Below are 25601 nucleotides of genomic sequence, written 5' to 3' on the forward strand. Positions count from 1 at the left end.
CGGATGACAGGTTTCAACCGGGGAACATGTAACCGAGCGCGACCTGGACAAGGGCAAACACCGACGTTCAATCGCCGTTCAGTCGTTTACTAAACAGTTGGTCGGTTGCAAACTGGTGCGGTGAGCAATAACCCAAGCACCCCGCTCGCCACCCATTCCGGCGAGATCCGGCTGAGCTGGCCCCACGGCGACGCGCACTGGCAGCACCTCGGCGGCATGCTCGGACCCGTCACCTTCCTGGCCGACGGCCATGCGCCGTTCCAGCCGATGCAGATCGCGCCCTGGGCCGAGGAGCCCGGCGCCGACGCCCTGCCCGGCATCCTGCGTCGGTTGCGCGGCGAGTGGCCTTGCGTGCCCTTTGGCCGGACCGACCCGGTCGACGGCCTGCCGCGCGGCTGGACGTCCCGCTCGCCCGGCGACGACTGGGGCCACGGCCATGCCTCGCACCACGACTGGACGCCGGCGCAGACAGACGACCCGCTCACCGCCCGCCAGACCATCGCCTTGCCCGCCGACCAGCCGATCGAGCGACTGTCCCGCACGCTGCGTGCCGACCCGGCCGCGCCGACGCTGCACCTGGACCTCGCGATCCAAGCCCGCACCGACTGCGTGCTGCCGGTCTCGCTGCACCCGACGCTGCGGCTGGACCTCGGCCGCGTCGCGCTGGACCTGCCACATGCCGGACCGGCGCTGAGCTACCCGGTGGCGGCCGAGCCTTCGTCGCGGCTGCTGCCGGATGCCCGCTTCGATCGCCTGTCCGACGCGCCCGCCGCCGACGGCCGCCGGATCGACCTGAGCCGCATGCCGCAGCCGGTCGACAGCGAGGAACTGCTGCAGCTGATGGCCATCACCGGCCCGGTCCGGGCCCACTACCTGGACGCCGGCTGGACGGTCGAGCTGGACTGGGACCGCGCGCTGCTGCCCGACCTGATGGTGTGGGTCAGCCACCGTGGCCGGCCGCAACCGCCCTGGAACAGCCGGCACTGGGCGATCGGCCTGGAGCCGGTGCACGGCGTGTTCGACCTGGGCCGCGTCGCCACGCCGCCGGCCGAGCATCCGCTGGCCGGCCGCACCGGCCTGGCCTTCTCGGCCGGCCAGACCCGCCACCTGGCCAGCCGCATCAGCGCCTGGCCCATGACCCTCGCGGAGCGTGCCCGGTGGGCGTGACCATCCGCGACGTCGCCGCCGCCGCCGGCGTGTCGATCGGCACGGTCTCGCGGGCACTCAAGAACCAGCGCGGCCTGTCCGACGAGACCCGCAAGCACGTGCGCCAGGTCGCCCGCGAACTCGGCTACGACGCCGCACGGCTGCGCTCGGGCCGGGCCCAGCGGCTGGTCTTCCTGGTCCACCGCCACCACAGCAGCTTCGCGCTCAACCCGTTCTTCGCGCTGGTCATGCATGGCGTCGAGGAAGCCTGCCGCAGCTACGGCGTCGCACCCACGCTGCTGGCCGCCGGCCCGGCCGATCCGGTGCGCGACCAGCTGCGCCTGCACGAACCGGACGCACTGATCGCGGCCGGCTATTTCGAGGCCGAGCTGCTGACGCTGCTGGGTGGCCTGGACCTGCCGATGGCGTTGATCGACTCGTGGCTGCCGGGCTGCCCGTCCGTCAACCCGGACAACGCCGGCGGCGGCTACCTCGTCACCCGACACCTGCTGGACCAGGGCCGCCGCCGCATCGCCTACCTGGCCGGTTCGCTGGCGCACTACAGCATCCGCGAGCGCGAACGCGGCTACCGGCGCGCGCTCTACGAGGCCGGCGTGCTGGCCGATCCGGACCTGGAAGTCGTCGCCCCGCCCGGCCTGGACACCAGCAGCGGCGCCGAGGCCGGCATGCGCATGCTGCTCAAGCTGCGCCATCGTCCGGACGCCGTGTTCGCCTACAACGACACCGCCGCGCTGGCGGCCCTGCGGGTCTGCCAGGCCGCCGGCCTGCGGGTGCCCGAGGACATCGCCATCGTCGGCTTCGACGACATCCCGGAAGCCGCCTACGCACCCGTGCCGCTGACCACGCTGCGGGTCAACAAGGAAGCGCTCGGACGCGCCGGCGTCGAGCTGATCCTGCATGGCGAGGACCTGCCGCAGGAAACCGTGCAGCCGGTCGAGCTGGTCGTGCGTGCCAGCAGCAGCGCCACCGTCAGCGCCTGATCCGCCCGAGCCCTCTTTTACGTTCCACGAACCACACCAGGAGCATCACCATGCGTTGGGGATTCATCGGCGCCAGCAACATCGCCGAACGTGTTGCCGCCTCGCTGCGCAAGCTGCCGGGCCAGGCCTTCGTCGGCGTGTGCTCGCGCAGCGCCGAGCGGGCCGCCCAGTTCGCCCGCGACCAGGGCTTCGAGGCCGGCCACACCGAGCTGTCCGCGCTGCTGGCGCAGGGACTGGACGCCGTCTACATCAGCTCGACCAACGAGCAGCACCACGACCAGACGCTGGCCGCACTGGCCGCCGGTTGCCACGTGATGTGCGAGAAGCCGATCGCGATGTCGCTGGCCGATGCCGCCGGCATGGTCGAGGCCGCCCGCCGCGCCGGCAAGGTGCTGGCCACCAACCACCACCTGCGCGCCCAGGCCACCCACCAGGCCATGCGCCGGATGATCGCGGAGGGCAAGATCGGCCGTGTCCACGGCGTGCAGGTCTCGCATGCGGTCTACCTGCCGCCGCACCTGCAGGGCTGGCGCCTGAGCGCGCCCGAGGCCGGCGGCGGCGTGGTGCTCGACATCCTCGTGCACGACGCCGACCTGCTGCGCTTCCTGCTCGGCCGCGAGGCCCGCCGCATCACCACGGTGACGCAGCGCAATGGCATGGCCCAGGGCGGGCTGGAGGACGGCGCGATGAACCTGATCGAGTTCGACGACGGCATCCTGGCGCAGACCCACGAGTCCTTCGTCGCCCGCGACGCGATGACGCGGCTGCACGTGCTCGGCACCGAAGGCAGCCTCTACGCCGAAGGCTCGCTGAGCCAGGCCGGCGAGGCCACGCTGAGCTGGCGCCACGACGGCCAGGTCGAGCCATTGCCCATGCCGAAGGTCGATCTCTACGAGGTCGGCTTCGATGCCTTCGTGCGGGCCTGCGCCGGCGACGGCCAGCCACTGGCCACGGGGGTCGACGGCGAACGCTCGATGGCCATCGCGCTGGCCGGGCTGGCATCGGCGGCCAGCGGGCAAGCCAGGCTCATCGACTGAGCCTCCCCTCGAACCTCACGTCACACGACAACACCGAACGAACCGGAGACCGCCATGGAAGCCTGGATGAACGACGTGCCGCGTGCCGTCACCGAGACCCAACGTCGGCTGCGCGCCGAGGTAAGCGACCTCGCCGGCCGCCACCGCCTGCTGACCGAGGCCCTGCGCGACGAGGTCAGCGCGATCCGCGCCGAGCAGGCCCAGGGCGGCGCGGTGCCGCAGATCGCCTATGCGGACGTGGCGGCAGGCACGGTCTCGGCAGCGGACATCGCGCGCATCAAGCGGCGTGGCTGCGTCGTCATCCGCGGCGTGCACGACCGGGCCCAGGTCGAAGCCTGGAACGAGGAGGCAATCCGCTACATCGACGAGGTCCGCTACCTCGAACGCATGAAGGACAAGGCCGGCCTGGACCAGTACTTCAGCGCGCTCGCCTCGAGCCGCCCGCAGATCTACAGCCTGTACTGGTCCAAGCCGCAGATGATGGCGCGGCAGAACCCGACGCTGGACACCACGCGGTCCTGGCTGAACCGCCTGTGGACCTTCGAGAAGGACGGCACGCGGTATTTCGAGCCCGACCGGCAGTTCAACTACGCCGACCGGATCCGCCGCCGCGAACCCGGCGACAGCACGCTGGGCCTGTCGCCGCACTCGGACGGCGGCTCGGTCGAGCGCTGGTGCGAGCCCACGTTCCGGCACGTCTACCGCCATGTCTTTGAAGGCGACCCGCTGGCCTTCGACCCCTTCGACGCCGAGGGCCGCACCACCACCCGCGAGATCCCCTCGCCAGCGGTCTGCTCGGCCTTCCGGACCTTCCAGGGCTGGACCGCGCTGACCCGCCAGGGCCCCGGCGACGGCACGCTGCAACTGGTGCCGCTGGCGAAGACCACGCCGTGGATGCTGACCCGCGCGCTGCAGCCCGACGTGCCCGAGGGCGACCTGTGCGGCGCCAAGCCGGGCCGGGCGCTGGGCGCGTCGCGGCAGTGGCATCCGGAGCTGCTCGAAGGCCTGGTGCCGATCCCGCAGGTCGAGCCGGGCGACACCGTCTGGTGGCATCAGGACATCATCCACGCGGTCGAGGACCACCACCGCGGCAGCGGCTACAGCAACGTCATCTACATCGGCGCGGCGCCCTGGTGCGAGAAGAACGCGGCCTATGCGGCCCGCCAGGCCGAAGCCTTCCTGGCCGGCCGCAGCAGCCCGGACTTCGCGCCCGAGCACTACGAGCTGGACTTCGCCGGCCGCGCCATGGCGAGCGACCTGAGCGAGCTGGGCCTGCGCCAGATGGGCCTGAAGGCCTGGGACTGAACGACGAGACATGCCGATGAACACGCCCATCCCGCCCCGCCCCGACTTCCGCTCGCCCGACTTCCTGCGCAGCCACATCCGCCACACCCTGTCGTTCTACGACCCGCGCTGCGTCGACCCGAGCGGCGGCTTCTTCCACTTCTACAAGGATGACGGCACGCTCTACGACCGGCGCACCCGCCACCTGGTCAGCAGCACCCGCTTCGTCTTCAACCACGCCACCGCGCTGTGCCGCTTCGGCGCGGCCGAGCGCCCGGACGACCTGGCCCGCGTGCGCCACGGCATGGCCTTCCTGCAGGCCGGCCATGCGCAACCCCAGGGCGGCTACGCCTGGCAGGTCGACTGGGACGGCCAGCGCGCGACCGTGCAGGACGCCACGAACCACTGCTACGGCCTGGCCTTCGTGCTGCTGGCCCATGCCCACGCCGTCAAGGCCGGTGCCGACGAGGCCCGCGCCGGGCTCGCCGCCACCTTCGAGCTGATGGAACAGCGCTTCTGGGAACCGGCCCACCGGCTCTATGCCGACGAGGCGACGCCGGACTGGCGGGTCGGTGGCTACCGCGGCCAGAACGCCAACATGCACAGCTGCGAGGCCATGCTGGCCGCGCACGATGCCACCGGCGAGGCCCGCTACCTGGACCGGGCGCTGACGCTGGCCGAGTCCATCACCCAGCGTCAGGCCAGCCTGGCCGACGGGCTGGTCTGGGAGCATTACCGCGCCGACTGGACGGTCGACTGGGACTACAACCGCGACGACAAGACCAACATCTTTCGGCCCTGGGGCTACCAGGTCGGCCACCTGACCGAGTGGACCAAGCTGCTGCTGCAACTGGCGTCGCGCCTGCCGGCCGACCGACGCCCGGCCTGGCTGGCCGAGACCGCACAGCGCTTCTTCGAGACCGCGATGAAACACGGCTGGGACGAGACCCACGGCGGCCTGGTCTACGGCTTCGCGCCGGGTGGCGAGGTCTGCGACGCCGACAAGTACTTCTGGGTCCAGGCCGAGAGCTTCGCCGCCGCCGCGTTGCTGGCGCTGCACACCGGCGAGGCCCGCCACTGGGACTGGTACGACCGCATCTGGGGCTATGCCTGGGACCACATGATCGACCACGTGCACGGCGCCTGGTACCGCATCCGCACGCCCGACAACCGCGCCTATTCCGACGAGAAGAGCCCCGCCGGCAAGACCGACTACCACACCATGGGGGCCTGCCACGACGTGCTGCGCGGGCTGGGTGCCTGAGATGGCTCACGACCTGAGCCACCCCGGCAGCCTGCGTCACCTCGTGACCTTCCGCTACAAGCCGGCGATCGACCCGGCGACGCTGGCCGACGCGCATGCGGCGTTCTGCGCGCTGCCGTCGCAGATCCCCGGCATCCTCGCCTTCGAGCACGGCGCGGACGTCAGCCCCGAAGGGCTGGGGCAAGGCTACGGTCACGTCTACCTGATGACCTTCGTGGATGCCGCCGCCCGCGACGCCTACCTGGTCCATCCGGCGCACCAGGCCTTCGTCGCCGCGATCGGGCCGCTGCTCGACGCGGCGCTGGTGCTGGACTACGCGCCGCAGCCGGTCTCCTGCATCACGGCCTGCAACACGGCCTGCAACACGGCCTGCAACACGGCCTGCACCGCGGCCTGAACCGCGGCCTGAACCTCGCCCTCCTGCCCATCGGAACACCCATGAACCCAGACCCCGAGCTGCTGCGCCGCGATCTCGCGCGCATCGCCGAACAGGAAGCCAGGCTGCGCCTGCCGACCTGGAACGAGGCCATCGCCTGGCAGCTCGGCTGCTGCCTGCGCGAGCGGGCCGCCGCGCGCGGCGTGGCCATCACCATCGAGGCCCGGCTGGCGCGCGAAACGGTCTTCCTCTGCGCCATGCCCGGCACCGCGCCGACCAACGCCGACTGGGCCCGCCGCAAGCGCAACGCGGTCGAGACGCTGCAGCGCAGCTCCTACGCGATCGGCCTGCAACTGGCGCTCGAAGGCGTCGCCGACCTCGAGGTCAAGCTCGGCCTGCCCTTGCGTGACCATGCCAACGCCGGCGGCTGCTTTCCGATCCGCCTGGCCGACGGCGGCGCCTGCGTCGGCACGCTGACGGTCTCCGGCCTGCCGCAGCGCGACGACCACGACCTGGTCGTCGAGGTGCTGGCCGAACACCTGGGCATCGCGCTGGAAACGGTCGCGCTGGCGCGCTGAACGGCGCTCGAAAAGCACCGCTGCGGCCTGCCATCGCGCTGGGTTTCAGCGCCGTTCCTGCGTACGATGCCCGGGCCGCCGAGAACCCTCACCCACCCCGCCATGGCCCGAGGCAACCGCCCCCACATCACGCCGATCGCCGGCCCCATCCTCGGCGAGTTCATGTTCGGCATCAGCGTGGCGATGGCCGGGCTGTGGATGGCCTCGGAGATCTCCGACGCCGCGGCCGGCGCCTTCGGCATGGCCCAGCAGGTCATGGAGACGCTGTTCGTGCTGTTCCGCGTGCTGGCCATCGGCGTGGGCGTGACGATCACCCAGGCCGTCGGCGGCCACCAGCCCGAGGCCGCACGCCGCACCGCCCTGGTCGGCCTGGGCGCGTGTACCTGGGCCGGTGCCTTTGCGGCGATGTGGGTGCTGTTCCTGCCCGACCAGATCCTCGACGTGCTGAACGCGCCCGAAGAGGTCGCCGCCATCGCCGGCCCCTACCTGCCGCTGATCGCGCTGGCGCTGCTGCTGGAGGCCTACAACCTGACGATGGCCAGCATCCTGCGCGCCCACCTGCATGCGCGCGAGACGCTGATGGTGATGATCGCCATGCACCTGTCGCACCTGGCGCTGGCCTACCCGCTGATGCTGGGCTTCGGCGACTGGGACGGCCTGGGCCTGCCCGGCTACGCGATCGCGCTGACGCTCAGCCGCGCCTTCGGCCTGTGGTTGCATCTGTGGCTGTGGCGCAGCCGGCTGAAGCTGGCGCCGCACCGGCGCGACTGGTACGTCTGCCCGGCCCGCTCGCTGATGCCGGTGCTGCGCATCGGCGTGCCCGGCGCCGCGCTGGAACTGGCCTACCGCATCGCCTTCATGATGTCGCTGTCGTCGGCGGCCCGGCTGGGCGTGGCCGCGCTGGCGACCCAGGCCTACACGCTGCAGACGCTCAAGTACGTGCTGCTCATCAGCCTGGCCATCGGCTGGGCCTGCGAGATCATGGTCGGGCACCTGATCGGCGCCGGCGAGTTCCGCAACGCCCACCAGCTCGTGCGCAAGGGCCTGCGCAACGGCCTGCTGGCCTCGGGCTCGCTGGCCCTGGTCGCGGCGGCCGGGGCGCCCTGGATCATGCGCATCTTCACGCGCGATCCGGCCGTGATCCAGGCTGCGCAGACGCTGCTGTGGATCTCCTTCGCGCTGGAGACCGGCCGGGTCGCCAACCTCGTCGTGCTGGGTGCCCTGCGCTCGACCGGCGACGTGATCTTCCCGGTCAGCGCCAGCATCGCCTCGCTGATCCTGGTGCTGGGCGTGGGCTCGGTGGTGCTGAGCCGCCACTTCGGCCTGGTCGGCATCTGGATCGCCTACGCGGCCGACGAATGGATCCGCGGCGGCCTGATGTACTGGCGATGGGAGACCCACGGCTGGGTCCAGCATGCCCGCGCCATCCACCAGCGCATGCGGGCGCCAGGGACGGAGACGCGCTTCTAGCGCCGCCTCACTCGCACAGCGCGCGCCAGTCCTCCGGCACCGCCACCGCCTCGATCGCGTGCGGGTCGCTGCCGTCGCCCTTGCGGCGGGCGAAGACGCGCACCTCGGTCACCTCGACCAGCACGACGTCGGCGCGGCGGATCTGGTGCTTCATGACGAAGCTGCGGCGACGCCATTCGCTGACCTGGCTCTCGATCTGCAGCACGTCGCCGTAGGAGGCCGGCCGCAGGAACTTCGCCTGCGTGTCGGCCAGCGGGGTGCCCAGGATGCCGCGCTCGCGCTCGGTGGTCTTCCAGTCCGGCAGGCCGCACTGCACGAAGAAGTGGCGGCTGGCGGCGTCAACCCAGCGGAAGAAGTTGGGAAACCAGACGATCTGCGCCGGGTCGCAGTCACCGAACTCGACGCGCAGGGTGTAGATGTGGCTCTTCATGCGCCGGACCTTATCAGCGCACCCGCGTCGCTTCATCCGGGACGGCCAGGCCGAACAGCTCGGCCACCGCCTCGCGGTAGCGGTCCAGGCCGACCGCGTTGGTGTTGTGGTGCGAGCCGCCCTCGACCAGCACGAAGCGCTTGGGCTCGCGGGCCTGCTCGTAGAGCTGGCGCCCCAGCGCCGGCGGGATCAGCGTGTCCTCGCTGCCATGCACGACCAGCAGCGGCGAGCCGATGTGCGCGACCTGCGAGACCGCCTCGAAGCGCTGCGTGATCAGCGGCCCGACCGGCAGCCAGCCCCACCGGAACGAGGCCACCACGTCGGGGATCGAGGTGAAGGTGCCTTCGACGATGACACCGGCCTCGTCATCGACCTGGGCGGCCAGGGCGACCGCGATCGCACCGCCCAGCGAATGGCCGAACACCGTGCGGCGGCGGCCCGGATGCTCGCGCGCCAGCCAGTCCCAGGCCGCGCGGGCGTCCTCGACGGCCGTCTGCTCGGACGGCAGCTCGTCGGTGCTCAGGCCAAAGCCGCGGTAGTCGATGCCCAGCACGGCGTAGCCCAGGCTGTGCAGGCGGCGCATGCGCATCGCGCTGCTGCGCACGTTCCAGCGCGCGCCGTGCAGGTAGAGCAGCACGGGTGCGTCGGCCTGCGGCTGGTCCAGCCACAGGCCGTGGAGCCGCACCGGCCGGCCCTGCGCGTCGCCGTGCTCGATCCAGACTTCCTGCATGCCCTCGGCCGCCGCCGCGCTGCCCCACCAGGTCGACTTGCTCGGCTGGAAGATCCAGGCGCGCTGGCGCTCGTCCAGGCTCGTGCAGCCCGCCATCAGCGCGGCACCGAGCAGGGCGGGGAGCAACAGCCAGGCCAGTCGCGGGGCGCGGCGGCGACGGTCGGAGGCGGGCGGTGCGGGATCGGTCTGTGGCATGGCGCGATGTTCCCAGAGCCCGCGACAGCCCCGGCCGGCGCGGGGATTTCGGCCCGTCGCTCGGCCCGTCGCCCGGCCCGTCACCCGGCCGGTCCATCCTGCCGGCATCACGGGAACAGGCGAGCCTTGCTCACTCCTCGAACGGCAGGCCGACGTAGTTCTCGGCCAGCGAGGTCATCGCCGCCTGCGAGTGGACCAGGTAGTCCAGCTCGGCGGTCTGCATGCGGTGGCCGACCTCGCCGGTGTCGCCGGGGCCAGCCGGGAAGCGGTGCATCAGGCTGGTCATCCACCAGCTGAAGCGCTCGGCCTTCCAGATCCGGCGCAGCGCCTTGCGCGAGTAGTCGTCCAGGCCGGCATCGGACTTGTCGGCGTAGTGCTCGATCAGCGCGCGGCTCAGGTAGCGCACGTCGGCGGCGGCGAGGTTCAGGCCCTTGGCGCCGGTCGGCGGCACGATGTGGGCGGCGTCGCCGGCCAGGTAGAGGCGGCCGAAGCGCATCGGCTCGGCCACGAAGCTGCGCAGCGGGGCGATGCTCTTCTCGAACGACGGACCGGTCGGCAGGCGCTCGGCGGTGGCCGGGTCCAGGCGCGACTTCAGCTCGGCCCAGAAGCGCTCGTCGCTCCAGTCCTCGACCTTGTCCTGCAGCGAGCACTGCACGTAGAGCCGCACCCGGCTCGCGCTGCGCATGCTGCACAGCGCGAAGCCGCGGGCATGGTTGGCGTAGATCAGCTCGTCGGAGACCGGCGGCACGTCGGCCAGGATGCCCAGCCAGCCGAAGGGGTAGACACGCTCGAACTGCCGGATCGCGCCGACCGGCACGCTGGCCCGCGCGACGCCGTGGAAGCCGTCGCAGCCGGCGATGTGATCGCAGGCCAGCGTGTGCTCGACGCCGTCCTTGCGGAAGGTGACCGTCGGCGCGTGGCCGTCGAAGCCGTGCAGGGCGACGTCCTCGGCCTCGTAGACGATCGGCGCGCCGTGCTCGCGGCGGGCGTCCATCAGGTCGCGCGTGACCTCGGTCTGGCCGTAGACCATGACCGACTTGCCGCCGGTCAGCGCCGCCAGGTCGATGCGGTGGCGCTCGCCGGAGAACATCAGCTCGATGCCGTGGTGCACCAGGCCCTCGCGGTGCATGCGCGCGCCGACGCCGGCCTCGTCGAGCAGGTCGACGCTGACCTGCTCCAGCACGCCGGCGCGGACCCGGCCCAGCACGTAGTCGGCGCTGCGCTGTTCGAGGATCACGTTGTCGATGCCGGCCTGGTGCAGCAGCTGGCCGAGCAGCAGGCCGGACGGGCCGGCGCCGATGATGGCGACCTGGGTGCGGGTGGGAAGGCTCATGGTTCGGGTCTCCGGTCGGGGTCTTGTGGTGGACGGGTGTGCGCGTGGGCGGGGTCGAGATCGGGATCGGGCTTCACAGGAACTGCCGCAGGTGCGCCTGCACCTCCAGCAGCATCGGCAGGCAGCGGTCGAGCAGCTCGGCGTTGCTCATGCGACCGGCGTGTGCGCTGACGTTGATCGCGGCCACCACGTCGCCGCGGAAGTTGCGCAGCGGCACCGACAGCGTGCGCAGGCCGGGCTCCAGTTCCTGGTCGACCAGCGCATAGCCGCGCACCCGCACCCGCTCGATCTCCAGCCGCAGGCGCTCGGGCTGGGTGACCGTCTGTGGCGTCAGCGGCAGCATGGGCTGGCGGGCGATGAAGGCGTCCAGCGCGTCGTTGGGCAGCGCCGCCAGCAGCACCCGGCCGTTGGCGGTGCACCAGGCCGGCACGCGGGTGCCCGGCTGCACGGTGGCCGAGACCACCCGGCCGGCGGTCGCGGCGGCCACGCTGATGACGTCGTCGCCGTCGAGCACGCCGGCCGAGCTGGCCTCCTGCAGCGCCAGCGCCATGCGGGTGAGCTGCGGTTGCAGCAGCCGCGGCAGGCGGGCCGAATGCATGTAGGACTGGCCGAAGCGCAGCACCTTGGCGGTCAGCTCGAACAGCCGGCCCTGCTGGTGCGCGTAGCCCAGCTGGGTCAGCGTCAGCAGGTGACGGCGGGCAGCGGCGCGGGTCAGGCCGGCGCGCTGGGCCACCTCGCTGATCGACAGGCGCGGGCGGTCCTGGTCGAAGGCCTCGATCACCAGCAGGCCGCTCGCCAGCGCGGCCACGAAGTCGCGCGCCGAGACGGCGCCGGCGTCCTGCCGGGCGCTGGCGGCGGGGCCGGCTTCGGAAGCCTCGGTGAGATCGGAAGGGCGTGCGGTCATCGGGTCGGACGGTGTGGACCTCGGGCGCGGCCGCGGCGTCGCTGAGGGCGCGTCCGGTCGCAAACCTGCGTCAGGTCAAGCAAGCGTAGCGACGCCGTCGACCGCAGGCCCTGTTTGTGCGAGATGCGCACGCTTTTCGGGGCGCAGGGCGCCCGGTGGGTCCGGCCAGGTGAAATCGACCGATCGGCTTCAGGCCGCCACGTCGGCCAGTGGCTGCGGGCGGCCGAACAGGTAGCCCTGGAAGGCTTCGCAGCCCAGCGCCGCGACGCGCTCGAACTGGGCCTGGGTCTCGACGCCCTCGGCCACCACGCGCAGGCCCAGCGTTGTCGCCAGTCCGACGATGGCGCGCGCGATGGCCTCGTCCTGCCCGTCGGCGTCGATGTGGCGGATGAAGGAGCGGTCGATCTTCACCGTCGTCAGCGGCAGGCGCTTGAGGTAGCTCAACGACGAGTAGCCGGTGCCGAAGTCGTCCAGCGCCAGGCCGATGCCCAGCGCACGCAGCGCCCGCAGCTTGCGCACGCCATCCTCGACGTCCTGCTGCAGCATCGATTCGGTCAGCTCCAGCGTCAGCCGCGCGGCCGGCGCGCCGCTGCGCCGCAGCACGGCGGCAATCTGCTCGACCACCTCCGGATGACGCAGTTGTGCCGCGCTGACATTGACCGCGACCGACAGCGGCGCGAAGGCCGGCACGTCGCGCCAGGCGGCCAGCTGGCTGCAGGCCTGTTCGAGCACCCACAGGCCGATCTCGTCGATCAGGCCGGTGGCCTCGGCCAGCGCGATGAACGCGCCGGGGGCCAGCAGGCCGCGCTCGGGATGCTGCCAGCGCACCAGCGCCTCGTAGCCGATGCAGGCGCCGGCACGGTCGACCAGCGGCTGGTAGTGCAGCCGCAGCTGGCCCTCGGGCACGGCGCGCCGCAGCGCCTGGCCCAGCGCGATGCGCTCGGCGAGCCGCTCCTCCAGCACCGGCGTGTACAGGCGCAGCGTGTCGCGGCCGGCCGACTTGGCCTCGTACATCGCGATGTCGGCCTTCTGGATCGCGCGGTCGAAGCCGACCGCCGTGCCCTGCAGCAGCACCATGCCCATGCTGGCGGTGGCGCGGTGCGCGGCCAGCGCGCCGGCCAGCGGCTGGGCCAGCCGTCGCAGCAGGCTGGCACCGAAGGCGGAAGCCCGCCCGATGCGGTCGGCCTCGCAGCCGCCGTCGGGACCCAGGTCGGCCATCACGATGAACTCGTCGCCGCCGAGCCGGCCGCAGACGCGCCCGTCCGAGGCCGACGCCAGCCGCTGCGCCCACTGGCGCAGCAACTCGTCGCCCAGGTCGTGGCCGCGGGTGTCGTTGAGTTCCTTGAACTGGTCGACGTCGAACAGCAGCAGCACACCGACATGGCGGCTCTGCGCCAGCCCGGCGCACAGGGTGTCGAAGCGGCGCTGCATGTGCAGGCGGTTGGGCAGGCCGGTCAGCGTGTCGTGCAGCGACAGGTGCGCGATGCGTGCCTCGTCGAGCTTGCGCTGGGTGATGTCGCGGCAGACGATGTAGGCGCGTTCGGGCTGGCCGTCGGGCCGGTAGACGAAGCGGGTCGAGTCCTCGCGCCAGAAGTAGTGGCCCTGGCGATGGCGCATGCGGTAGGCGTAGACCTGGTGCGGCAGGCGGCGCTCGATGGCGTCGCGGACCGCCTCGGCGACCTGCTGGCGGTCATCGGGATGGATCCGTTCGAGCATCTCGGCACGGCTGCGGCCGAAGCCCACATCCGGGTCGTCGCCCAGCATGCGGGCATAGGACGGCGAGGTGTAGCGGATCGCGCCGTCCTGGTAGATCGCCAGGCCGTCGCTGGTGTTCTCGGCCAGCAGCCGGAAGGTCTCCTCGCTGAGCTGCAGCGCGGCGCGGGTCTCGTGCTCCTGCTCGCGCAGCAGGCGGGCTTCCAGCGCATGCACGACCGCGACGGCCAGTCGATCAAGCACCGGCAGCGCCGTCTCGTCGAGCTGGCGCGGCACCCGGTCGATCACGCACAGCGCGCCGACGCAGGAGCCATCGGCCAGCCGCAGCGGCACACCGGCATAGAAGCGGATGCCGGGCTCGCCGGTGACCAGCGGGTTGTCGAAGAAACGCTCGTCCAGCCGGGTGTCGGGCACGACCAGCGGCCGGCCCTGGTCGACGACGTGGGCACACAGGGCGATGTCGCGCGCCGTCTCCTGCATCGCGATGCCGCGCCGCGCCTTGAACCACTGCCGGTCGGCGTCGACCAGGCTGACCATCGCCACCGGCATGCGCAGCGCGGCCATGGCCGCCTCGACCAGCGCGTCGAAGGCCGGCTCGGCATCCGTGTCCAGGACACGCAACCGACGCAGGTTGGCGAGCCTGATCCATTCGCCCGATGAGACCGGCGAGACTTCCATGGGAATGCCCAGTGAAACACGAGACTGGCCTCGGCCATCCATCGCCGAGGTCCGGCTTGTCAGGAGGCCGGCCTTCGCCGACGTCGCAACAAGATGTCTTGGACACTACAGAAATCGTGGGCGATCAACAAGCCCGCCACGCAAACAAGTGGCAAAGGAAGCCGTTTCCGGCCACCTGACACGGGGATGACATGACCCAGGTCAAGTCAGGCGCTGACGGACGCCGGCTTGCGGCCCTCGTGGGCAGCGGCCGACGCGATCACCGCACCGCCCAGGCAGACCTCGCCCTGGTAGAGCACGACGCTCTGGCCCGGCGTGACGGCCCACTGGTCCTCGGTGAAATCGAGCGTGAGGCCGGCGGCATCGACCGCCGTGACCGCGCAGGCCGCGTCCTCCTGCCGGTAGCGCGTCTTGGCGGCCAGGCCGCCGTGCGCACCCAGGCCGGGCGCGGGGGCACGGCCCGAAACCCAGCTCATGTCGTCGGCCGTCAGGCGAGGCGCCAGCAGCCACGGGTGGTCGTGGCCTTGCACGATGTGGAGCGTGTTGCTGGCCATGTCCTTGCGGGCGACGAACCACGGCGCGTGCTCGCCCCCGCCGCGCGGTGCGCGCTTGTCCTTGATGCCGCCGATGCCGATGCCCTTGCGCTGGCCCAGCGTGTAGAAGCTCAGTCCGACGTGCTCGCCCAGCGTGCGGCCGCGGTCGTCCTTGATCGGGCCGGGCTGGTGGCTCAGGTAGCGGTTGAGGAACTCGCGGAACGGCCGTTCGCCGATGAAGCAGATGCCGGTCGAGTCCTTCTTGCGCGCGTTTGGCAGGCCGATCTCGGCGGCGATGCGGCGCACCTCGGTCTTGGGGAGTTCTCCGACCGGGAACATCGTCCGGGCCAGCTGCGCCTGGTTGAGCCGGTGCAGGAAGTAGCTCTGGTCCTTCAGCGGATCGAGCCCCTTGAGCAGCTCGTGCAGGCCGGTGGCCGGGTTGTGTCGCACCCGCGCGTAGTGGCCGGTGGCGATGTGCTCGGCGCCCAGGCGCATGGCGTGGTCGAGGAAGGCCTTGAACTTGATCTCGGCATTGCACAGCACGTCCGGGTTGGGCGTGCGGCCGGCCGAGTACTCGCGCAGGAACTCGGCGAAGACGCGGTCCTTGTAGTCGGCCGCGAAGTTGACGTGCTCGATGTCGATGCCGATCACGTCGGCGACCGAGGCCGCGTCGAGCCAGTCCTGCCGGGTCGAGCAGTACGCGCTGTCGTCGTCGTCCTCCCAGTTCTTCATGAACAGGCCGATGACCTCGTGGCCCTGCTGCTTGAGCAGCCAGGCGCTGACGGCCGAGTCCACGCCGCCGGACAGGCCGACGACGACGCGATGTTTCTTCGTTGCGGTTTCCACGGCCCGGATTATCCCGGCGGCCGCCTTGACCCTGCCGTGCCGGTCGGTCGTCAGTGACGCGGTCCGTGCAGCCGCCGCCAGGCCTGCGAGGGCAGCTCGCCGTACATGCGCCGGAAGTCCTGCGCGAAATGGCTGAAGTGCCAGAAGCCCCACTGCGCGGCCGCCTCCGTCACGGTCGCCGCGCTGCGCAGCGCACGCCGCGCACCGGCCAGCCGGACCGCGCGCAGGAAGGCCGCCGGCGCCATGCCCAGCACCTGCTGGAAGGACGACTGCAGCGTGCGCCGGCTCACGCCCAGCGACAGGCACAGCTGGGCCACCGTCAGCGGCGTCTCCGGTTCCTGCTGGACCAGCGCCCGGGCGCCTTCGACCAGCTGCCAGGCGCGCTGCGGCGCCGGGCCGGCCACGTCGTCGTCGCCGGCATGCACCAGCGCCTCCAGTGCGTTGGACAGCGCGGCCTGGCGCAGCTGGCTGCGCACGGCCGCATGGTCGAGCAGGCCGGGCCGCGAGCGCAGCAGCGCGAAGGCGCCCTGCATGAAGTCGCGCAGACCGGCCACGCTGCCCGGCGCGGCGAGGTGCAGGCCGGCCCGCGCCGCGACGCGGTCGATGCGGTCCTGCTCGTCGGGGGTCGCCAGCGCCAGCAGTTCGTCGCGCGACAGCTCCAGGCCGGCCATGGCCAGGCCCTCGGGCGTGAAGTACTCGAAGCCGTCGGCACCGGAAAAGCCGCAGTAGCGCGCCGCATCGCCCTGGCCCCAGTCGCTCGCGCCGCAGAACACCGCCGGACCTTCACCGGCCTGCAGCGGCAGGCCGATGGCGAGCCGGTCGGCGTCGAGCACGCCACGCTGCATCAGGCGCCGGCTGGTCGATTCGACGAAGAGGTGGACGCCGTCCAGCCAGGCCTCCTCGATCCGGCCCTCGAAGCGGCCGGCCGACAGCTGCGCGTAGCTCTGGTTCCAGCCGTCGAGCAGCGCGGCCTGCTCGTCGACGTCGCCGGTACGGGCTGCGCGCGTGCCGCAGGACGCGGCCGGCCGGGCGGCGGCGCAAGAAGGGGCGGGGGTGGGTGCGGGCATCGGGCCTCCTCGGGCGTGTGTCGACCATGCAGCAAGCATCAGGCCAGTGCCAGCCCGCGACATCCCGGAGCCTGCGGCGGCCGGTCGCTCCATAGACTGGCGACTGGCGACTGACGACTGGCAGGAACCGGCAACGGTCCATGCCGTCGTCGCACCAGGCTGGCCCATCCGGCCGACCGCCCCGCACACCCGTCGTGCAGGTCCCCGCACCGGTCCCGTTGCCGATCGTGGATAGCCCCGCGACAGGCACTTGCGCAGACTCCCACGCCATGAGCTATCAGCACCGCATCGGCAGCCGCAACTGGGTCTTCCGGGACCTGAAGGACGTGATGGCCAAGGCCACGCCGGCCCGCTCCGGCGATGCGCTCGCCGGCCTCGCGGCCGGCAGCGAGGTCGAGCGCATGGCCGCGAAGATGTGCCTGGCCGACCTGCCGCTGCGACGCTTCCTGGACGAGGCGCTGATCCCCTACGAGGACGACGAGGTCACGCGGCTGATCGTCGACACGCACGACGCGGCGGCCTTTGCGCCGGTGGCCCACCTGACGGTCGGCGCCTTCCGCGACTGGCTGCTGGGCGACGAGGCCGACGAGGCCGCGCTGACCGCCTTGCGGCCGGGCCTGACGCCGGAGATGGTCGCCGCGGTCAGCAAGCTGATGCGGGTGCAGGACCTGATGCTGGTGGCGCGCAAGTGCCGTGTCGTCACGCGCTTTCGCGACACGATCGGCCTGCCTGGCCACCTGGCCGTGCGACTGCAGCCCAACCACCCGACCGATGCGCCGGCCGGCATCGCCGCCTCGGTGCTGGACGGGCTGCTCTACGGCGCCGGCGACGCGGTCATCGGCATCAACCCGGCGAGCGACAACCTCGCGCTGCTGACCGACCTGGTCAAGCTGCTCGACGAGGTCATCCAGACCTGGGCGGTGCCGACCCAGGGCTGCGTGCTGACCCACGTGACGCAGACGCTGCGCATGATCGAGGCGGGTGCGCCGGTCGATCTGGTGTTCCAGTCCATCGCCGGCACCGAGGCCACCAACCGCAGCTTCGGCATCGACCTGGCGATGCTGCGCGAGGCCCGCGAGGCCGCGCTGTCGCTCAAGCGCGGCACGATCGGCGACAACGTCATGTACTTCGAGACCGGCCAGGGCAGCGCGCTGTCGGCCGGCGCGCACCACGGCGTCGACCAGCAGACCTGCGAGGCGCGTGCCTACGCGGTCGCGCGCGCGTTCTCGCCGCTGCTGACCAACACCGTGGTCGGCTTCATCGGGCCGGAGTACCTGCACGACGGCAAGCAGATCATCCGCGCCGGCCTGGAGGACCACTTCTGCGGCAAGCTCCTGGGCGTGCCGCTGGGCTGCGACGTCTGCTACACCAACCATGCCGAGGCCGACTCCGACGACATGGACACGCTGATGACGCTGCTCGGCGCGGCCGGCCTGAGCTTCATCATGGGCATCCCCGGTGCCGACGACGTGATGCTGAACTACCAGAGCACGTCCTTCCACGACGCGCTGGTGCTGCGCCAGCTGCTGGGCCTGAAGCGCGCGCCCGAGTTCGAGGCCTGGCTGGCATCGATGGGCATCGCCGATGAACACGGGCAGATCCGCCCGGTCGCGGCCGACCACCGGCTGCTGCAGGTCGGCGTCGCGCCGCTGCGGCGGCTGGCCTGAACAAGGAGCCGACGTGAACCAACCGACCTCGCTGAAGGCAGACCCCTGGGCCCGCCTGCGCCGCCACACACCCGCGCGCATCGCGCTGGGCCGCAGCGGCGTGAGCCTGCCGACGTCGGAGCTGCTGGCCTTCGGGCTGGCCCATGCGCAGGCCCGTGACGCGGTCCACCTGGCGCTGGACGCCGAGGCCTTTGCCGAGGCGCTGCAGGCCGAGGGCCTGCACACCCTGCGCAGCGCCAGCGCCGCGCCCGACCGGGCGACCTACCTGCTGCGCCCCGACCTGGGCCGGCGCCTGCCCGACGCCGAATCCACCCGCCTGCGCACGCTGGCGGCCGGGTGGCCGGCGCCACCGCGGCTGCTGGTGGTCGTGGGCGACGGCCTGTCCTCGCTGGCAGTGGCCCACCAGGCGCTGCCGCTGCTGCGCGCGCTGCGGGCGATGACGCCAGCCGGCTGGCCGGCGCCCGGCGAGGCCGGTGCGCCGGTGGTCGTCGCGACCCAGGCCCGCGTCGCGCTGGGCGACGACGTCGGCGAGGCGCTCGGCGCCGGGCAGGTGCTGGTGCTGATCGGCGAACGTCCGGGCCTGAGCTCGCCCGACAGCCTGGGCGCCTACCTGACCGCCGCCCCGCGCCGCGGCCGCCACGACGCGCAGCGCAACTGCATCAGCAACATCCGACCCGACGGCCTGGCCAACGAGCGCGCCGCCCACAAGATCTGGTGGCACGTGCTGCAGGCCGAGGCGCTGCAGGCGACCGGCGTGGCGCTGAAGGACCTGAGCGAGCAGCAGGCGCTGCCGGGGCTGCCGCTGCTGGCGGACTGAGCCGGGGCGGCCTCAAGGCGCCTTGACTTCAGGCGCCAGCAGCGTCGGGTCGACCGTCACCACCTCCAGCGGATGGCGGCGGCCGGCGGCGTGGTCCTCGATGCAGCGCAGGACCAGCGGGCTGCGGTGGCGCGCGGCGCTGGCCCGCACCTCGTCCAGCGTCATCCAGACCCGCCGCACGATGCCGTCGTCCAGCGCGCGGCCCGGGTCGGGCTCGCCGACCGTGCCGCTGTAGGCCAGCCGCACGTAGGTGACGTCCTCGCCGCGGGCCGGCCGCAGGAAGCGGGCCATGTAGAGACCCAGGAAATGCTGCGGCGTGAAGACACAGGCGGTCTCCTCCAGGGTCTCGCGCACGACGGCCTGCTCCGGCGACTCGCCGGGGTCGAGATGGCCGGCAGGGTTGTTCAGGCACAGGCCTTCGGGCGTGACTTCTTCGATCAAGAGGTAACAGCCGCGGTCCTCGACGATGGCCGCGACCGTCACGTTGGGCTTCCAGCGCAGGTCGGTCATGGCCCGATGCTAGGTCCGCCACCACCTGGCCGGACCGTGTGGAGACCCGGCTGCCGACCGTCGGTGCCTCGTCGGCGCCTCGTCGGGGTTGCGCCGATCCCGCGCAGGCTGTCGCCTCGGCGTCGCGAAATGGCACGCCAGGGCCTGCATGAACGGCGCAACGCACGCTCGTCAATACCCAGTTACGGGTGAAGGGCCAATCTGTGTATGCTCGCCGCCGCATGACGAGGAGGATCTGACATGTTGGTGGGGGTACCCCGTGAGACAGCCGCCGGCGAGACCCGCGTGGCGGTGACGCCGGAAACGGCCAAGAAGCTGAAGGCGCAAGGCCATGTGATCCGCATCGAGGGCGGCGCGGGCCTGGCGGCCAGCGTGACCGATGCGGCCTACGAGGCCGCCGGTGCCGAGATCACCGATGCGGCCGGCGCCCTGGGTGCCGACCTGGTGCTCAAGGTGCGCGCGCCGTCGGCCGACGAGCTGACGCAGGTGAAGCGAGGCGCGGCGCTGGTCGGCATGCTGGACCCGTTCGACCGCCCCGGCCTCGACCGCCTGGCCGCCGCCGGCCTGACCAGCTTCGCGCTGGAAGCCGCGCCGCGCACCACCCGGGCGCAGAGCATGGACGTGCTGTCCAGCCAGGCCAACATCGCCGGCTACAAGGCCGTGATGATGGCGGCCAACCAGTACCAGAAGTTCTTCCCGATGCTGATGACCGCCGCCGGCACGGTGAAGGCCGCCCGCGTGGTCATCCTGGGTGTCGGCGTGGCCGGCCTGCAGGCCATCGCGACGGCCAAGCGCCTCGGCGCGGTGATCGAGGCATCCGACGTGCGCCCGTCCGTCAAGGAGCAGGTCGAGTCGCTGGGTGCGAAGTTCATCGACGTGCCCTACGAGACCGACGAGGAGCGCGAGGCCGCGGTCGGCGTCGGCGGCTATGCCCGGCCGATGCCGGCGAGCTGGATGGAGCGCCAGAAGGTCGAGGTCGCCAAGCGCGTCGCCCAGGCCGACGTGGTCATCTCGACCGCGCTGATCCCGGGCCGCCCGGCACCGACGCTGATCACCGAGGACATGGTCAAGGCCATGAAGCCGGGCTCGGTCATCGTCGACATCGCCGCCGGCAAGGGCCGCAACCTGCAAGGTGAACCGGGTGGCGGCAACTGCCCGCTGACCGTCGCCGGCCAGACCGTGCAGGTCCATGGCGTGAACATCATCGGCGAGACCAACCTGCCCGCGCTGGTCGCTGCCGATGCCTCGGCCCTGTATGCCCGCAACGTGCTCGACTTCCTCAAGCTCGTGCTCGCCAAGGACGCCGCCGCGATCAACGTGCCGATGGACGACGACATCGTCGCCGCCTGCCTCATGACCCGTGACGGCAACGTCACCCGGAGCTGAACATCATGGATGCGGTTTCCCCAACGATCATCAACCTGATCATCTTCGTGCTGGCGATCTACGTCGGCTACCACGTCGTCTGGACCGTCACGCCCGCGCTGCACACGCCGCTGATGGCGGTGACCAACGCGGTCTCGGCGATCGTGATCGTCGGCGCCATGCTGGCCGCCGCGCTGACCGAGACGACCGCCGGCAAGGCCTTCGGCACGCTGGCCGTGGCGCTGGCGGCGGTCAACGTCTTCGGCGGCTTCCTCGTCACGCGGCGGATGCTGGAGATGTTCCGCAAGAAGGACAAGAAGCCGGCGGCGGAAGGGAAGCACTGACATGAGCATGAACCTGGTCACCCTGCTGTACCTGATCGCCTCGATCTGCTTCATCCAGGCCCTCAAGGGCCTGAGCCACCCGACCACCTCGATCCGCGGCAACCTGTTCGGCATGGTCGGCATGACCATCGCCGTGCTGACCACGGCCGCGCTGATCGTCAAGCTCGCGGGCTCGGCCAACGGCCTGAGCTACGTGCTGGGCGGACTCGTCATCGGCGGCGGCCTCGGCGCCACGATGGCCAAGCGCGTCGAGATGACCAAGATGCCCGAGCTGGTCGCCTTCATGCACAGCATGATCGGCCTGGCGGCGGTCTTCATCGCGGTCGCCGCGGTGCTCGAACCCTGGGCCTTCGCGATCACCGAGAAGGGCGGCCTGATCCCCGGCGGCAACCGCATCGAGCTGGCGCTCGGCGCCTTCATCGGCGCGGTCACCTTCAGCGGTTCGGTCATCGCCTTCGGCAAGCTCAGCGGCAAGTACAAGTTCCGCCTGTTCCAGGGCGCGCCGGTGCAGTTCGCCGGGCAGCACAAGCTGAATGCGGCGCTGGGCCTCGCCACGCTGGTGCTGCTGGTGGCCTTCTGGAGCGGCCAGAGCGTCGAGTCCTTCGCGCTGATCTGCCTGCTCGGCTTCGTGATGGGCGTGCTCATCATCATCCCGATCGGCGGCGCGGACATGCCGGTGGTCGTGTCGATGCTCAACAGCTACTCGGGCTGGGCGGCCGCCGGCATCGGCTTCTCGCTCAACAACTCGATGCTGATCATCGCGGGCTCGCTGGTCGGCAGCTCGGGCGCCATCCTCTCGTACATCATGTGCAAGGCGATGAACCGCTCGTTCTTCAACGTGATCCTGGGCGGCTTCGGCGGCGACACCGCGGCGGCCAGCGCCGGCACGCAGCAGCAGCGCAGCGTCAAGAGCGGCAGCGCCGACGACGCGGCCTTCATTCTGGGCAATGCCGAGACGGTGGTGATCGTGCCGGGCTACGGCCTGGCGGTGGCACGGGCGCAGCACGCGGTCAAGGAACTGGCCGAGAAGCTCACCCACAAGGGCATCACGGTGAAGTACGCGATCCACCCGGTCGCCGGCCGCATGCCCGGCCACATGAACGTGCTGCTGGCCGAAGCCGAGGTGCCCTACGACCAGGTCTTCGAGATGGAGGACATCAACGGCGAGTTCGGCCAGGCGGACGTGGCGATCATCCTCGGCGCCAACGACGTGGTGAACCCGGCCGCGCTGACCAAGGGCACGCCGATCTACGGCATGCCCATCCTGGAGGCCTACAAGGCCAAGACCATCATCGTGAACAAGCGCTCGATGGCAGCGGGATATGCCGGCCTGGACAACGAGCTGTTCTACATGGACAAGACCATGATGGTCTTCGGCGACGCCAAGAAGGTGGTCGAGGACATGGTCAAGGCGGTCGAGTGAAGACGCCAGCGGCTTGACGGCCACGGTGCCGTCCTCGCCCCGAAGGCCGGCTGCATGCCGGCCTTTTTCATGGGCGGCCGGCACCGCGAGCCTAGGCGTAAAACCCGGGAACCTCGCTGTCAGACGTCCGTCAGAATCGTGACCAGATCAGCCCTCATCGACAAAAATGAACCATCAGCCCTGGCTCCAGCACTACCCCGCCGGCGTGCCCGCCACCGTCGACACGAACCAGTACTTCTCGCTCGTCGAGCTGATGGAGGCGAGCTTTGCCCGCCATGCGGACAAGCCGGCCTACCGCTACCTGGACCGCGAGTTCCCGTATGCGCAGATCGACCAGCTGTCGCGCCAGTTCGCGGCCTGGTTGCAGTCGATCGGCGTGAAGCACGGTGACCGCGTCGCGCTGATGATGCCCAACGTGCCGCAGTACCCGGTGGCGGTCGCGGGCGTGCTGCGCGCCGGCGCGGTGGTGGTCAACGTCAACCCGCTCTACACGCCGCGCGAGCTGGAGCACCAGCTCAAGGACTCGGGCGCCAAGGTCATCGTCATCCTCGAGAACTTCGCCCACACGCTTGAACAGGTGCGCCGCACGGTGCCGGTCCAGCACGTGGTCGTGGCCTCGATGGGCGAGCTGATGGGCTTCCCCAAGGGCCTGATCGTCGACCTCGTCGTGCGCCACGTGAAGAAGCTCGTGCCGGCCTGGTCGCTGCCCGGCTCGCTGCGCTTCAAGGACGCGCTGGCCCAGGGCGCCGGCGGCACGCTGCAGCCGGTCCATGTCGGCCCGGACGACATCGCCGCGCTCCAGTACACCGGCGGCACCACCGGCGTCAGCAAGGGCGCCGTGCTGCTGCATCGCAACCTCGTGGCCAACCTGCTGCAAAGCGAGGCCTGGTATCAGCCGGCCTTGAAGAAGGTGCCCGAGGGCGAGCAGATCGTGCAGGTCTGCGCGCTGCCGCTCTATCACATCTTCGGCTTCAACACGAACATGATGCTGGGCATGCGCATCGGCGCGTGCAACATCCTGATCCCCAACCCGCGCGACCTGCCGGCGGTCTTCCAGGCCCTGCGCGGCCAGCGCTTCCACACCTTCCCGGCGGTCAACACGCTGTTCATGGCACTGGCCAACCACCCCGACTTCGGCACGGTGGACTGGAGCCACCTGAAGATCTCGGTCGGCGGCGGCATGGCGGTGCAGCAGGCCACGGCCAAGCTCTGGCTGGACAAGACCGGCTGCGCGATCTGCGAAGGCTATGGCCTGTCGGAGACCTCGCCCTCGCTGTCCTGCAACCCGACCGACAGCACCCGCTACAGCGGCACCATCGGCCTGCCGCTGCCCAACACCGACATGCGCCTGATCGACGACGACGGCCAGCCGGTCGCCACCGGCCAGCCCGGCGAGATCGCGGTCAAGGGCCCGCAGGTCATGGCCGGCTACTGGCAGCGCCCGGACGAGACCGCCAAGGTCATGACCGCCGACGGCTGGTTCCGCACCGGTGACGTCGGCGTGATAGACGAGCGTGGCTACTTCCGCATCGTCGACCGCAAGAAGGACATGATCCTGGTCTCGGGCTTCAACGTGTACCCCAACGAGATCGAGGACGTGCTGACGCTGATGCCCGGGGTGCTCGAGTGCGCCGCCATCGGCGTGCCCGACGAGCGCACCGGCGAGGCCGTCAAGGTCGTGATCGTGCCGCGCAGCCCGGCCCTGGCCGAGGCCGACGTGCGGGCCTATTGCGAGCAGAACCTCACCGGCTACAAGCGGCCCAAGGTGATCGAGTTCCGCAGCGAACTGCCCAAGACCCCCGTGGGCAAGGTGCTGCGGCGCGAGCTGAGGGGCAAGCCGGTCACCGCCTCCGCAAGCACGCCGGCAACGACCACCACCACCGCGGGCTGATCCCGACTCATCCGTCGATGCCGGGGGGGCCACACCCGCCCCGCCCTCCTGCCGGCGCAGCCGCAACGCAACGGCAACCCCGTGACGGCACCCTTCGGCCGTGCGGGTGCCCTGCATTGCGGCGAAACTGGCAAAGGGAGAAAAATCCGTCATGGCCGAATACTTTCGCAAGACCGAGCGGGGGCGCCGCGAGGTCCGCGAGCGCAGCCTCAACCTGTCGCGCACCGCGCGCAACCTGCTGCTGATCCTGGACAGCTCGAAGAGCCTCACGGCCTGGATCGACATGATCCAGGGCGCCACCCTGGCCGACGCCGTCGCGCTGCTGGAAGCCGGCCTGATCGAGTCGCCACCGAACGCCGAGGACAGCCGTCCGGCGCAGTTCGAACCCACCGAGCCGATGGGCCACACCGGCTGGCAGGTGCCGTCCCAGTACGCCGGCCTGCGCGACCCGGCCAACCGCACCGGCAGCCTGCCGCCGCCGGTCGCGTCGGCGACAGCCTCGACGGCATCGGCATCCGCGCCAGCCGCCACCCCGGCGGTCCCGCCGGCCGCGCGCCCGACCGGCGCCAGGGCCACGTCCGGCCTGGGCGAGCCAAAGGGCCTGGAGCGACCGCCGGGTGCGGTCCGACCGGGTGGCCAGGCATCGCCACCGGCCTCGTCGCGCGGTGACACGCTGCCGGGGAGCCTGGACCCGCTGGTGCGCAGCGCCGGGCCGGCCTCGCGTCCACCGAGCGACTTCGGCGGCCTGGACGTCACGCCCTTGCCGCCGGTCGGGCGCAGCCTCGGCTACACCGAGCTGTACGACAGCCTCAATGCGCTGCTGCGCGAATCGCTCGGACTGTTCCGCGGCTACCGCTACACGCTGCGCATCGAGAAGGCACAGAACATCGCCGAGCTGGAACAGGTCGCGCGCGACTTCATCGACGAGGTCCATCGGGTGCGTGGCGAGAGCATGGCGCGCATGGTCCAGCGCGCGCTCGGCCTGGGCAGCTGAGGCCA

General features: G+C 71.3%; 23 protein-coding genes. 15 read left to right on the forward strand and 8 right to left on the reverse strand.

Features of this window, described 5'->3' with window-relative positions:
• Positions 1 to 120: 120 nt before the first annotated feature.
• The 8 genes from Q8X39_RS16600 to Q8X39_RS16635 all read left to right on the forward strand — a co-directional run bounded on the left by Q8X39_RS16600 (position 121) and on the right by Q8X39_RS16635 (position 8156).
• Positions 121 to 1167, forward strand: a complete 1047-nt coding sequence (locus tag Q8X39_RS16600; RefSeq protein WP_305750800.1) for a hypothetical protein — start codon at positions 121 to 123, stop codon at positions 1165 to 1167.
• Positions 1158 to 2147: a LacI family DNA-binding transcriptional regulator gene (locus tag Q8X39_RS16605; protein WP_305750801.1), complete on the forward strand. Its 990-nt coding sequence runs from the start codon at positions 1158 to 1160 to the stop codon at positions 2145 to 2147. Before Q8X39_RS16600 ends, Q8X39_RS16605 begins: the two co-directional genes overlap by 10 nt.
• A gap of 50 nt (positions 2148 to 2197) precedes the next feature.
• Positions 2198 to 3184 (forward strand): Gfo/Idh/MocA family protein, encoded by a 987-nt coding sequence (locus Q8X39_RS16610; protein ID WP_305750802.1) that lies wholly within the window; start codon positions 2198 to 2200, stop codon positions 3182 to 3184.
• Positions 3185 to 3238: 54 nt separating this feature from the next.
• Entirely contained in the window at positions 3239 to 4489 is a 1251-nt protein-coding gene (locus Q8X39_RS16615) for a YbiU family protein (protein WP_305750803.1), read from the forward strand.
• A gap of 16 nt (positions 4490 to 4505) precedes the next feature.
• Positions 4506 to 5732, forward strand: coding sequence for an AGE family epimerase/isomerase (locus tag Q8X39_RS16620; RefSeq protein WP_305750804.1), 1227 nt, complete (start codon positions 4506 to 4508; stop codon positions 5730 to 5732).
• 1 nt (position 5733) lies between these two features.
• Entirely contained in the window at positions 5734 to 6129 is a 396-nt protein-coding gene (locus Q8X39_RS16625; protein WP_305750805.1) for a Dabb family protein, read from the forward strand.
• Positions 6130 to 6170: 41 nt separating this feature from the next.
• On the forward strand, positions 6171 to 6686 hold the full coding sequence (locus Q8X39_RS16630; RefSeq protein WP_305750806.1) for a heme-degrading domain-containing protein: 516 nt from the start codon (positions 6171 to 6173) through the stop codon (positions 6684 to 6686).
• Positions 6687 to 6788: 102 nt separating this feature from the next.
• Positions 6789 to 8156 (forward strand): MATE family efflux transporter, encoded by a 1368-nt coding sequence (locus Q8X39_RS16635; RefSeq protein ID WP_305750807.1) that lies wholly within the window; start codon positions 6789 to 6791, stop codon positions 8154 to 8156.
• A 7-nt stretch (positions 8157 to 8163) separates the two neighbouring features.
• Here the strand turns inward: Q8X39_RS16635 and Q8X39_RS16640 are convergent, their stop codons facing one another.
• The 7 genes from Q8X39_RS16640 to Q8X39_RS16670 form a co-directional block, all read right to left on the reverse strand.
• Positions 8164 to 8586: an acyl-CoA thioesterase gene (locus Q8X39_RS16640; protein WP_305750808.1), complete on the reverse strand. Its 423-nt coding sequence runs from the start codon at positions 8584 to 8586 to the stop codon at positions 8164 to 8166.
• Between the two features lie 13 nt (positions 8587 to 8599).
• A complete protein-coding gene (locus Q8X39_RS16645) occupies positions 8600 to 9511 on the reverse strand; it encodes an alpha/beta hydrolase (protein WP_407068024.1) in 912 nt (303 codons plus the stop codon).
• Between the two features lie 130 nt (positions 9512 to 9641).
• Positions 9642 to 10844, reverse strand: coding sequence for a 4-hydroxybenzoate 3-monooxygenase (gene pobA / locus Q8X39_RS16650; protein ID WP_305750809.1), 1203 nt, complete (start codon positions 10842 to 10844; stop codon positions 9642 to 9644).
• Between the two features lie 73 nt (positions 10845 to 10917).
• Complete coding sequence (locus tag Q8X39_RS16655) at positions 10918 to 11748, reverse strand: IclR family transcriptional regulator domain-containing protein (RefSeq protein WP_305750810.1); 831 nt, start codon at positions 11746 to 11748, stop codon at positions 10918 to 10920.
• A gap of 189 nt (positions 11749 to 11937) precedes the next feature.
• Positions 11938 to 14139 (reverse strand): putative bifunctional diguanylate cyclase/phosphodiesterase, encoded by a 2202-nt coding sequence (locus tag Q8X39_RS16660; RefSeq protein WP_305750811.1) that lies wholly within the window; start codon positions 14137 to 14139, stop codon positions 11938 to 11940.
• 206 nt (positions 14140 to 14345) lie between these two features.
• On the reverse strand, positions 14346 to 15518 hold the full coding sequence (mnmA, locus tag Q8X39_RS16665) for a tRNA 2-thiouridine(34) synthase MnmA (RefSeq protein ID WP_305750812.1): 1173 nt from the start codon (positions 15516 to 15518) through the stop codon (positions 14346 to 14348).
• Positions 15519 to 15568: 50 nt separating this feature from the next.
• On the reverse strand, positions 15569 to 16585 hold the full coding sequence (locus tag Q8X39_RS16670) for a helix-turn-helix domain-containing protein (protein ID WP_305750813.1): 1017 nt from the start codon (positions 16583 to 16585) through the stop codon (positions 15569 to 15571).
• Between the two features lie 269 nt (positions 16586 to 16854).
• Between Q8X39_RS16670 and Q8X39_RS16675 the strand changes: the two genes are divergently transcribed.
• Positions 16855 to 18252 (forward strand): ethanolamine ammonia-lyase subunit EutB, encoded by a 1398-nt coding sequence (locus tag Q8X39_RS16675; RefSeq protein WP_305750814.1) that lies wholly within the window; start codon positions 16855 to 16857, stop codon positions 18250 to 18252.
• 13 nt (positions 18253 to 18265) lie between these two features.
• Entirely contained in the window at positions 18266 to 19069 is an 804-nt protein-coding gene (eutC, locus tag Q8X39_RS16680; RefSeq protein WP_305750815.1) for an ethanolamine ammonia-lyase subunit EutC, read from the forward strand.
• 12 nt (positions 19070 to 19081) lie between these two features.
• Here eutC and Q8X39_RS16685 read toward each other — a convergent pair whose 3' ends face one another.
• On the reverse strand, positions 19082 to 19579 hold the full coding sequence (locus Q8X39_RS16685) for an NUDIX hydrolase (protein WP_305750816.1): 498 nt from the start codon (positions 19577 to 19579) through the stop codon (positions 19082 to 19084).
• Between the two features lie 240 nt (positions 19580 to 19819).
• Here Q8X39_RS16685 and Q8X39_RS16690 point away from each other — a divergent pair, with 240 nt between their 5' ends.
• The 5 genes from Q8X39_RS16690 to Q8X39_RS16710 all read left to right on the forward strand — a co-directional run bounded on the left by Q8X39_RS16690 (position 19820) and on the right by Q8X39_RS16710 (position 25596).
• Positions 19820 to 20965 carry a Re/Si-specific NAD(P)(+) transhydrogenase subunit alpha gene (locus Q8X39_RS16690; protein WP_305750817.1) on the forward strand — a complete coding sequence of 382 codons (1146 nt, stop codon included), beginning with the start codon at positions 19820 to 19822 and terminating at the stop codon, positions 20963 to 20965.
• A gap of 5 nt (positions 20966 to 20970) precedes the next feature.
• The gene (locus tag Q8X39_RS16695) at positions 20971 to 21288 is read left to right on the forward strand and encodes an NAD(P) transhydrogenase subunit alpha part 2 (protein WP_305750818.1); all 318 of its coding nucleotides are present in this window, start codon (positions 20971 to 20973) and stop codon (positions 21286 to 21288) included.
• A 1-nt stretch (position 21289) separates the two neighbouring features.
• Positions 21290 to 22711 carry an NAD(P)(+) transhydrogenase (Re/Si-specific) subunit beta gene (locus Q8X39_RS16700; RefSeq protein WP_305750819.1) on the forward strand — a complete coding sequence of 474 codons (1422 nt, stop codon included), beginning with the start codon at positions 21290 to 21292 and terminating at the stop codon, positions 22709 to 22711.
• Positions 22712 to 22877: 166 nt separating this feature from the next.
• Positions 22878 to 24602 (forward strand): long-chain-fatty-acid--CoA ligase, encoded by a 1725-nt coding sequence (locus tag Q8X39_RS16705; RefSeq protein ID WP_305750820.1) that lies wholly within the window; start codon positions 22878 to 22880, stop codon positions 24600 to 24602.
• A gap of 151 nt (positions 24603 to 24753) precedes the next feature.
• Positions 24754 to 25596 (forward strand): hypothetical protein, encoded by an 843-nt coding sequence (locus Q8X39_RS16710; RefSeq protein WP_305750821.1) that lies wholly within the window; start codon positions 24754 to 24756, stop codon positions 25594 to 25596.
• The last annotated feature ends 5 nt before the right edge of the window (positions 25597 to 25601 follow it).

This window comes from Leptothrix discophora, from assembly GCF_030705305.1.
Lineage (GTDB): Bacteria > Pseudomonadota > Gammaproteobacteria > Burkholderiales > Burkholderiaceae_C > Sphaerotilus > Sphaerotilus discophorus.

Excerpts from the sequence above, each read along its gene's own strand:
- Q8X39_RS16610 (WP_305750802.1), top strand. The coding sequence starts at position 2,198 with ATGCGTTGGGGATTCATCGGCGCCAGCAACATCGCCGAACGTGTTGCC.
- Q8X39_RS16615 (WP_305750803.1), top strand. The coding sequence starts at position 3,239 with ATGGAAGCCTGGATGAACGACGTGCCGCGTGCCGTCACCGAGACCCAA.
- Q8X39_RS16620 (WP_305750804.1), top strand. The coding sequence starts at position 4,506 with ATGAACACGCCCATCCCGCCCCGCCCCGACTTCCGCTCGCCCGACTTC.
- Q8X39_RS16625 (WP_305750805.1), top strand. The coding sequence starts at position 5,734 with ATGGCTCACGACCTGAGCCACCCCGGCAGCCTGCGTCACCTCGTGACC.
- Q8X39_RS16630 (WP_305750806.1), top strand. The coding sequence starts at position 6,171 with ATGAACCCAGACCCCGAGCTGCTGCGCCGCGATCTCGCGCGCATCGCC.
- Q8X39_RS16635 (WP_305750807.1), top strand. The coding sequence starts at position 6,789 with ATGGCCCGAGGCAACCGCCCCCACATCACGCCGATCGCCGGCCCCATC.
- Q8X39_RS16640 (WP_305750808.1), bottom strand. The coding sequence starts at position 8,586 with ATGAAGAGCCACATCTACACCCTGCGCGTCGAGTTCGGTGACTGCGAC.
- Q8X39_RS16645 (WP_407068024.1), bottom strand. The coding sequence starts at position 9,511 with ATGCCACAGACCGATCCCGCACCGCCCGCCTCCGACCGTCGCCGCCGC.
- pobA (WP_305750809.1), bottom strand. The coding sequence starts at position 10,844 with ATGAGCCTTCCCACCCGCACCCAGGTCGCCATCATCGGCGCCGGCCCG.
- Q8X39_RS16655 (WP_305750810.1), bottom strand. The coding sequence starts at position 11,748 with ATGACCGCACGCCCTTCCGATCTCACCGAGGCTTCCGAAGCCGGCCCC.
- Q8X39_RS16660 (WP_305750811.1), bottom strand. The coding sequence starts at position 14,139 with ATGGAAGTCTCGCCGGTCTCATCGGGCGAATGGATCAGGCTCGCCAAC.
- Q8X39_RS16670 (WP_305750813.1), bottom strand. The coding sequence starts at position 16,585 with ATGCCCGCACCCACCCCCGCCCCTTCTTGCGCCGCCGCCCGGCCGGCC.
- Q8X39_RS16675 (WP_305750814.1), top strand. The coding sequence starts at position 16,855 with ATGAGCTATCAGCACCGCATCGGCAGCCGCAACTGGGTCTTCCGGGAC.
- Q8X39_RS16685 (WP_305750816.1), bottom strand. The coding sequence starts at position 19,579 with ATGACCGACCTGCGCTGGAAGCCCAACGTGACGGTCGCGGCCATCGTC.
- Q8X39_RS16690 (WP_305750817.1), top strand. The coding sequence starts at position 19,820 with ATGTTGGTGGGGGTACCCCGTGAGACAGCCGCCGGCGAGACCCGCGTG.
- Q8X39_RS16695 (WP_305750818.1), top strand. The coding sequence starts at position 20,971 with ATGGATGCGGTTTCCCCAACGATCATCAACCTGATCATCTTCGTGCTG.
- Q8X39_RS16700 (WP_305750819.1), top strand. The coding sequence starts at position 21,290 with ATGAGCATGAACCTGGTCACCCTGCTGTACCTGATCGCCTCGATCTGC.
- Q8X39_RS16705 (WP_305750820.1), top strand. The coding sequence starts at position 22,878 with ATGAACCATCAGCCCTGGCTCCAGCACTACCCCGCCGGCGTGCCCGCC.
- Q8X39_RS16710 (WP_305750821.1), top strand. The coding sequence starts at position 24,754 with ATGGCCGAATACTTTCGCAAGACCGAGCGGGGGCGCCGCGAGGTCCGC.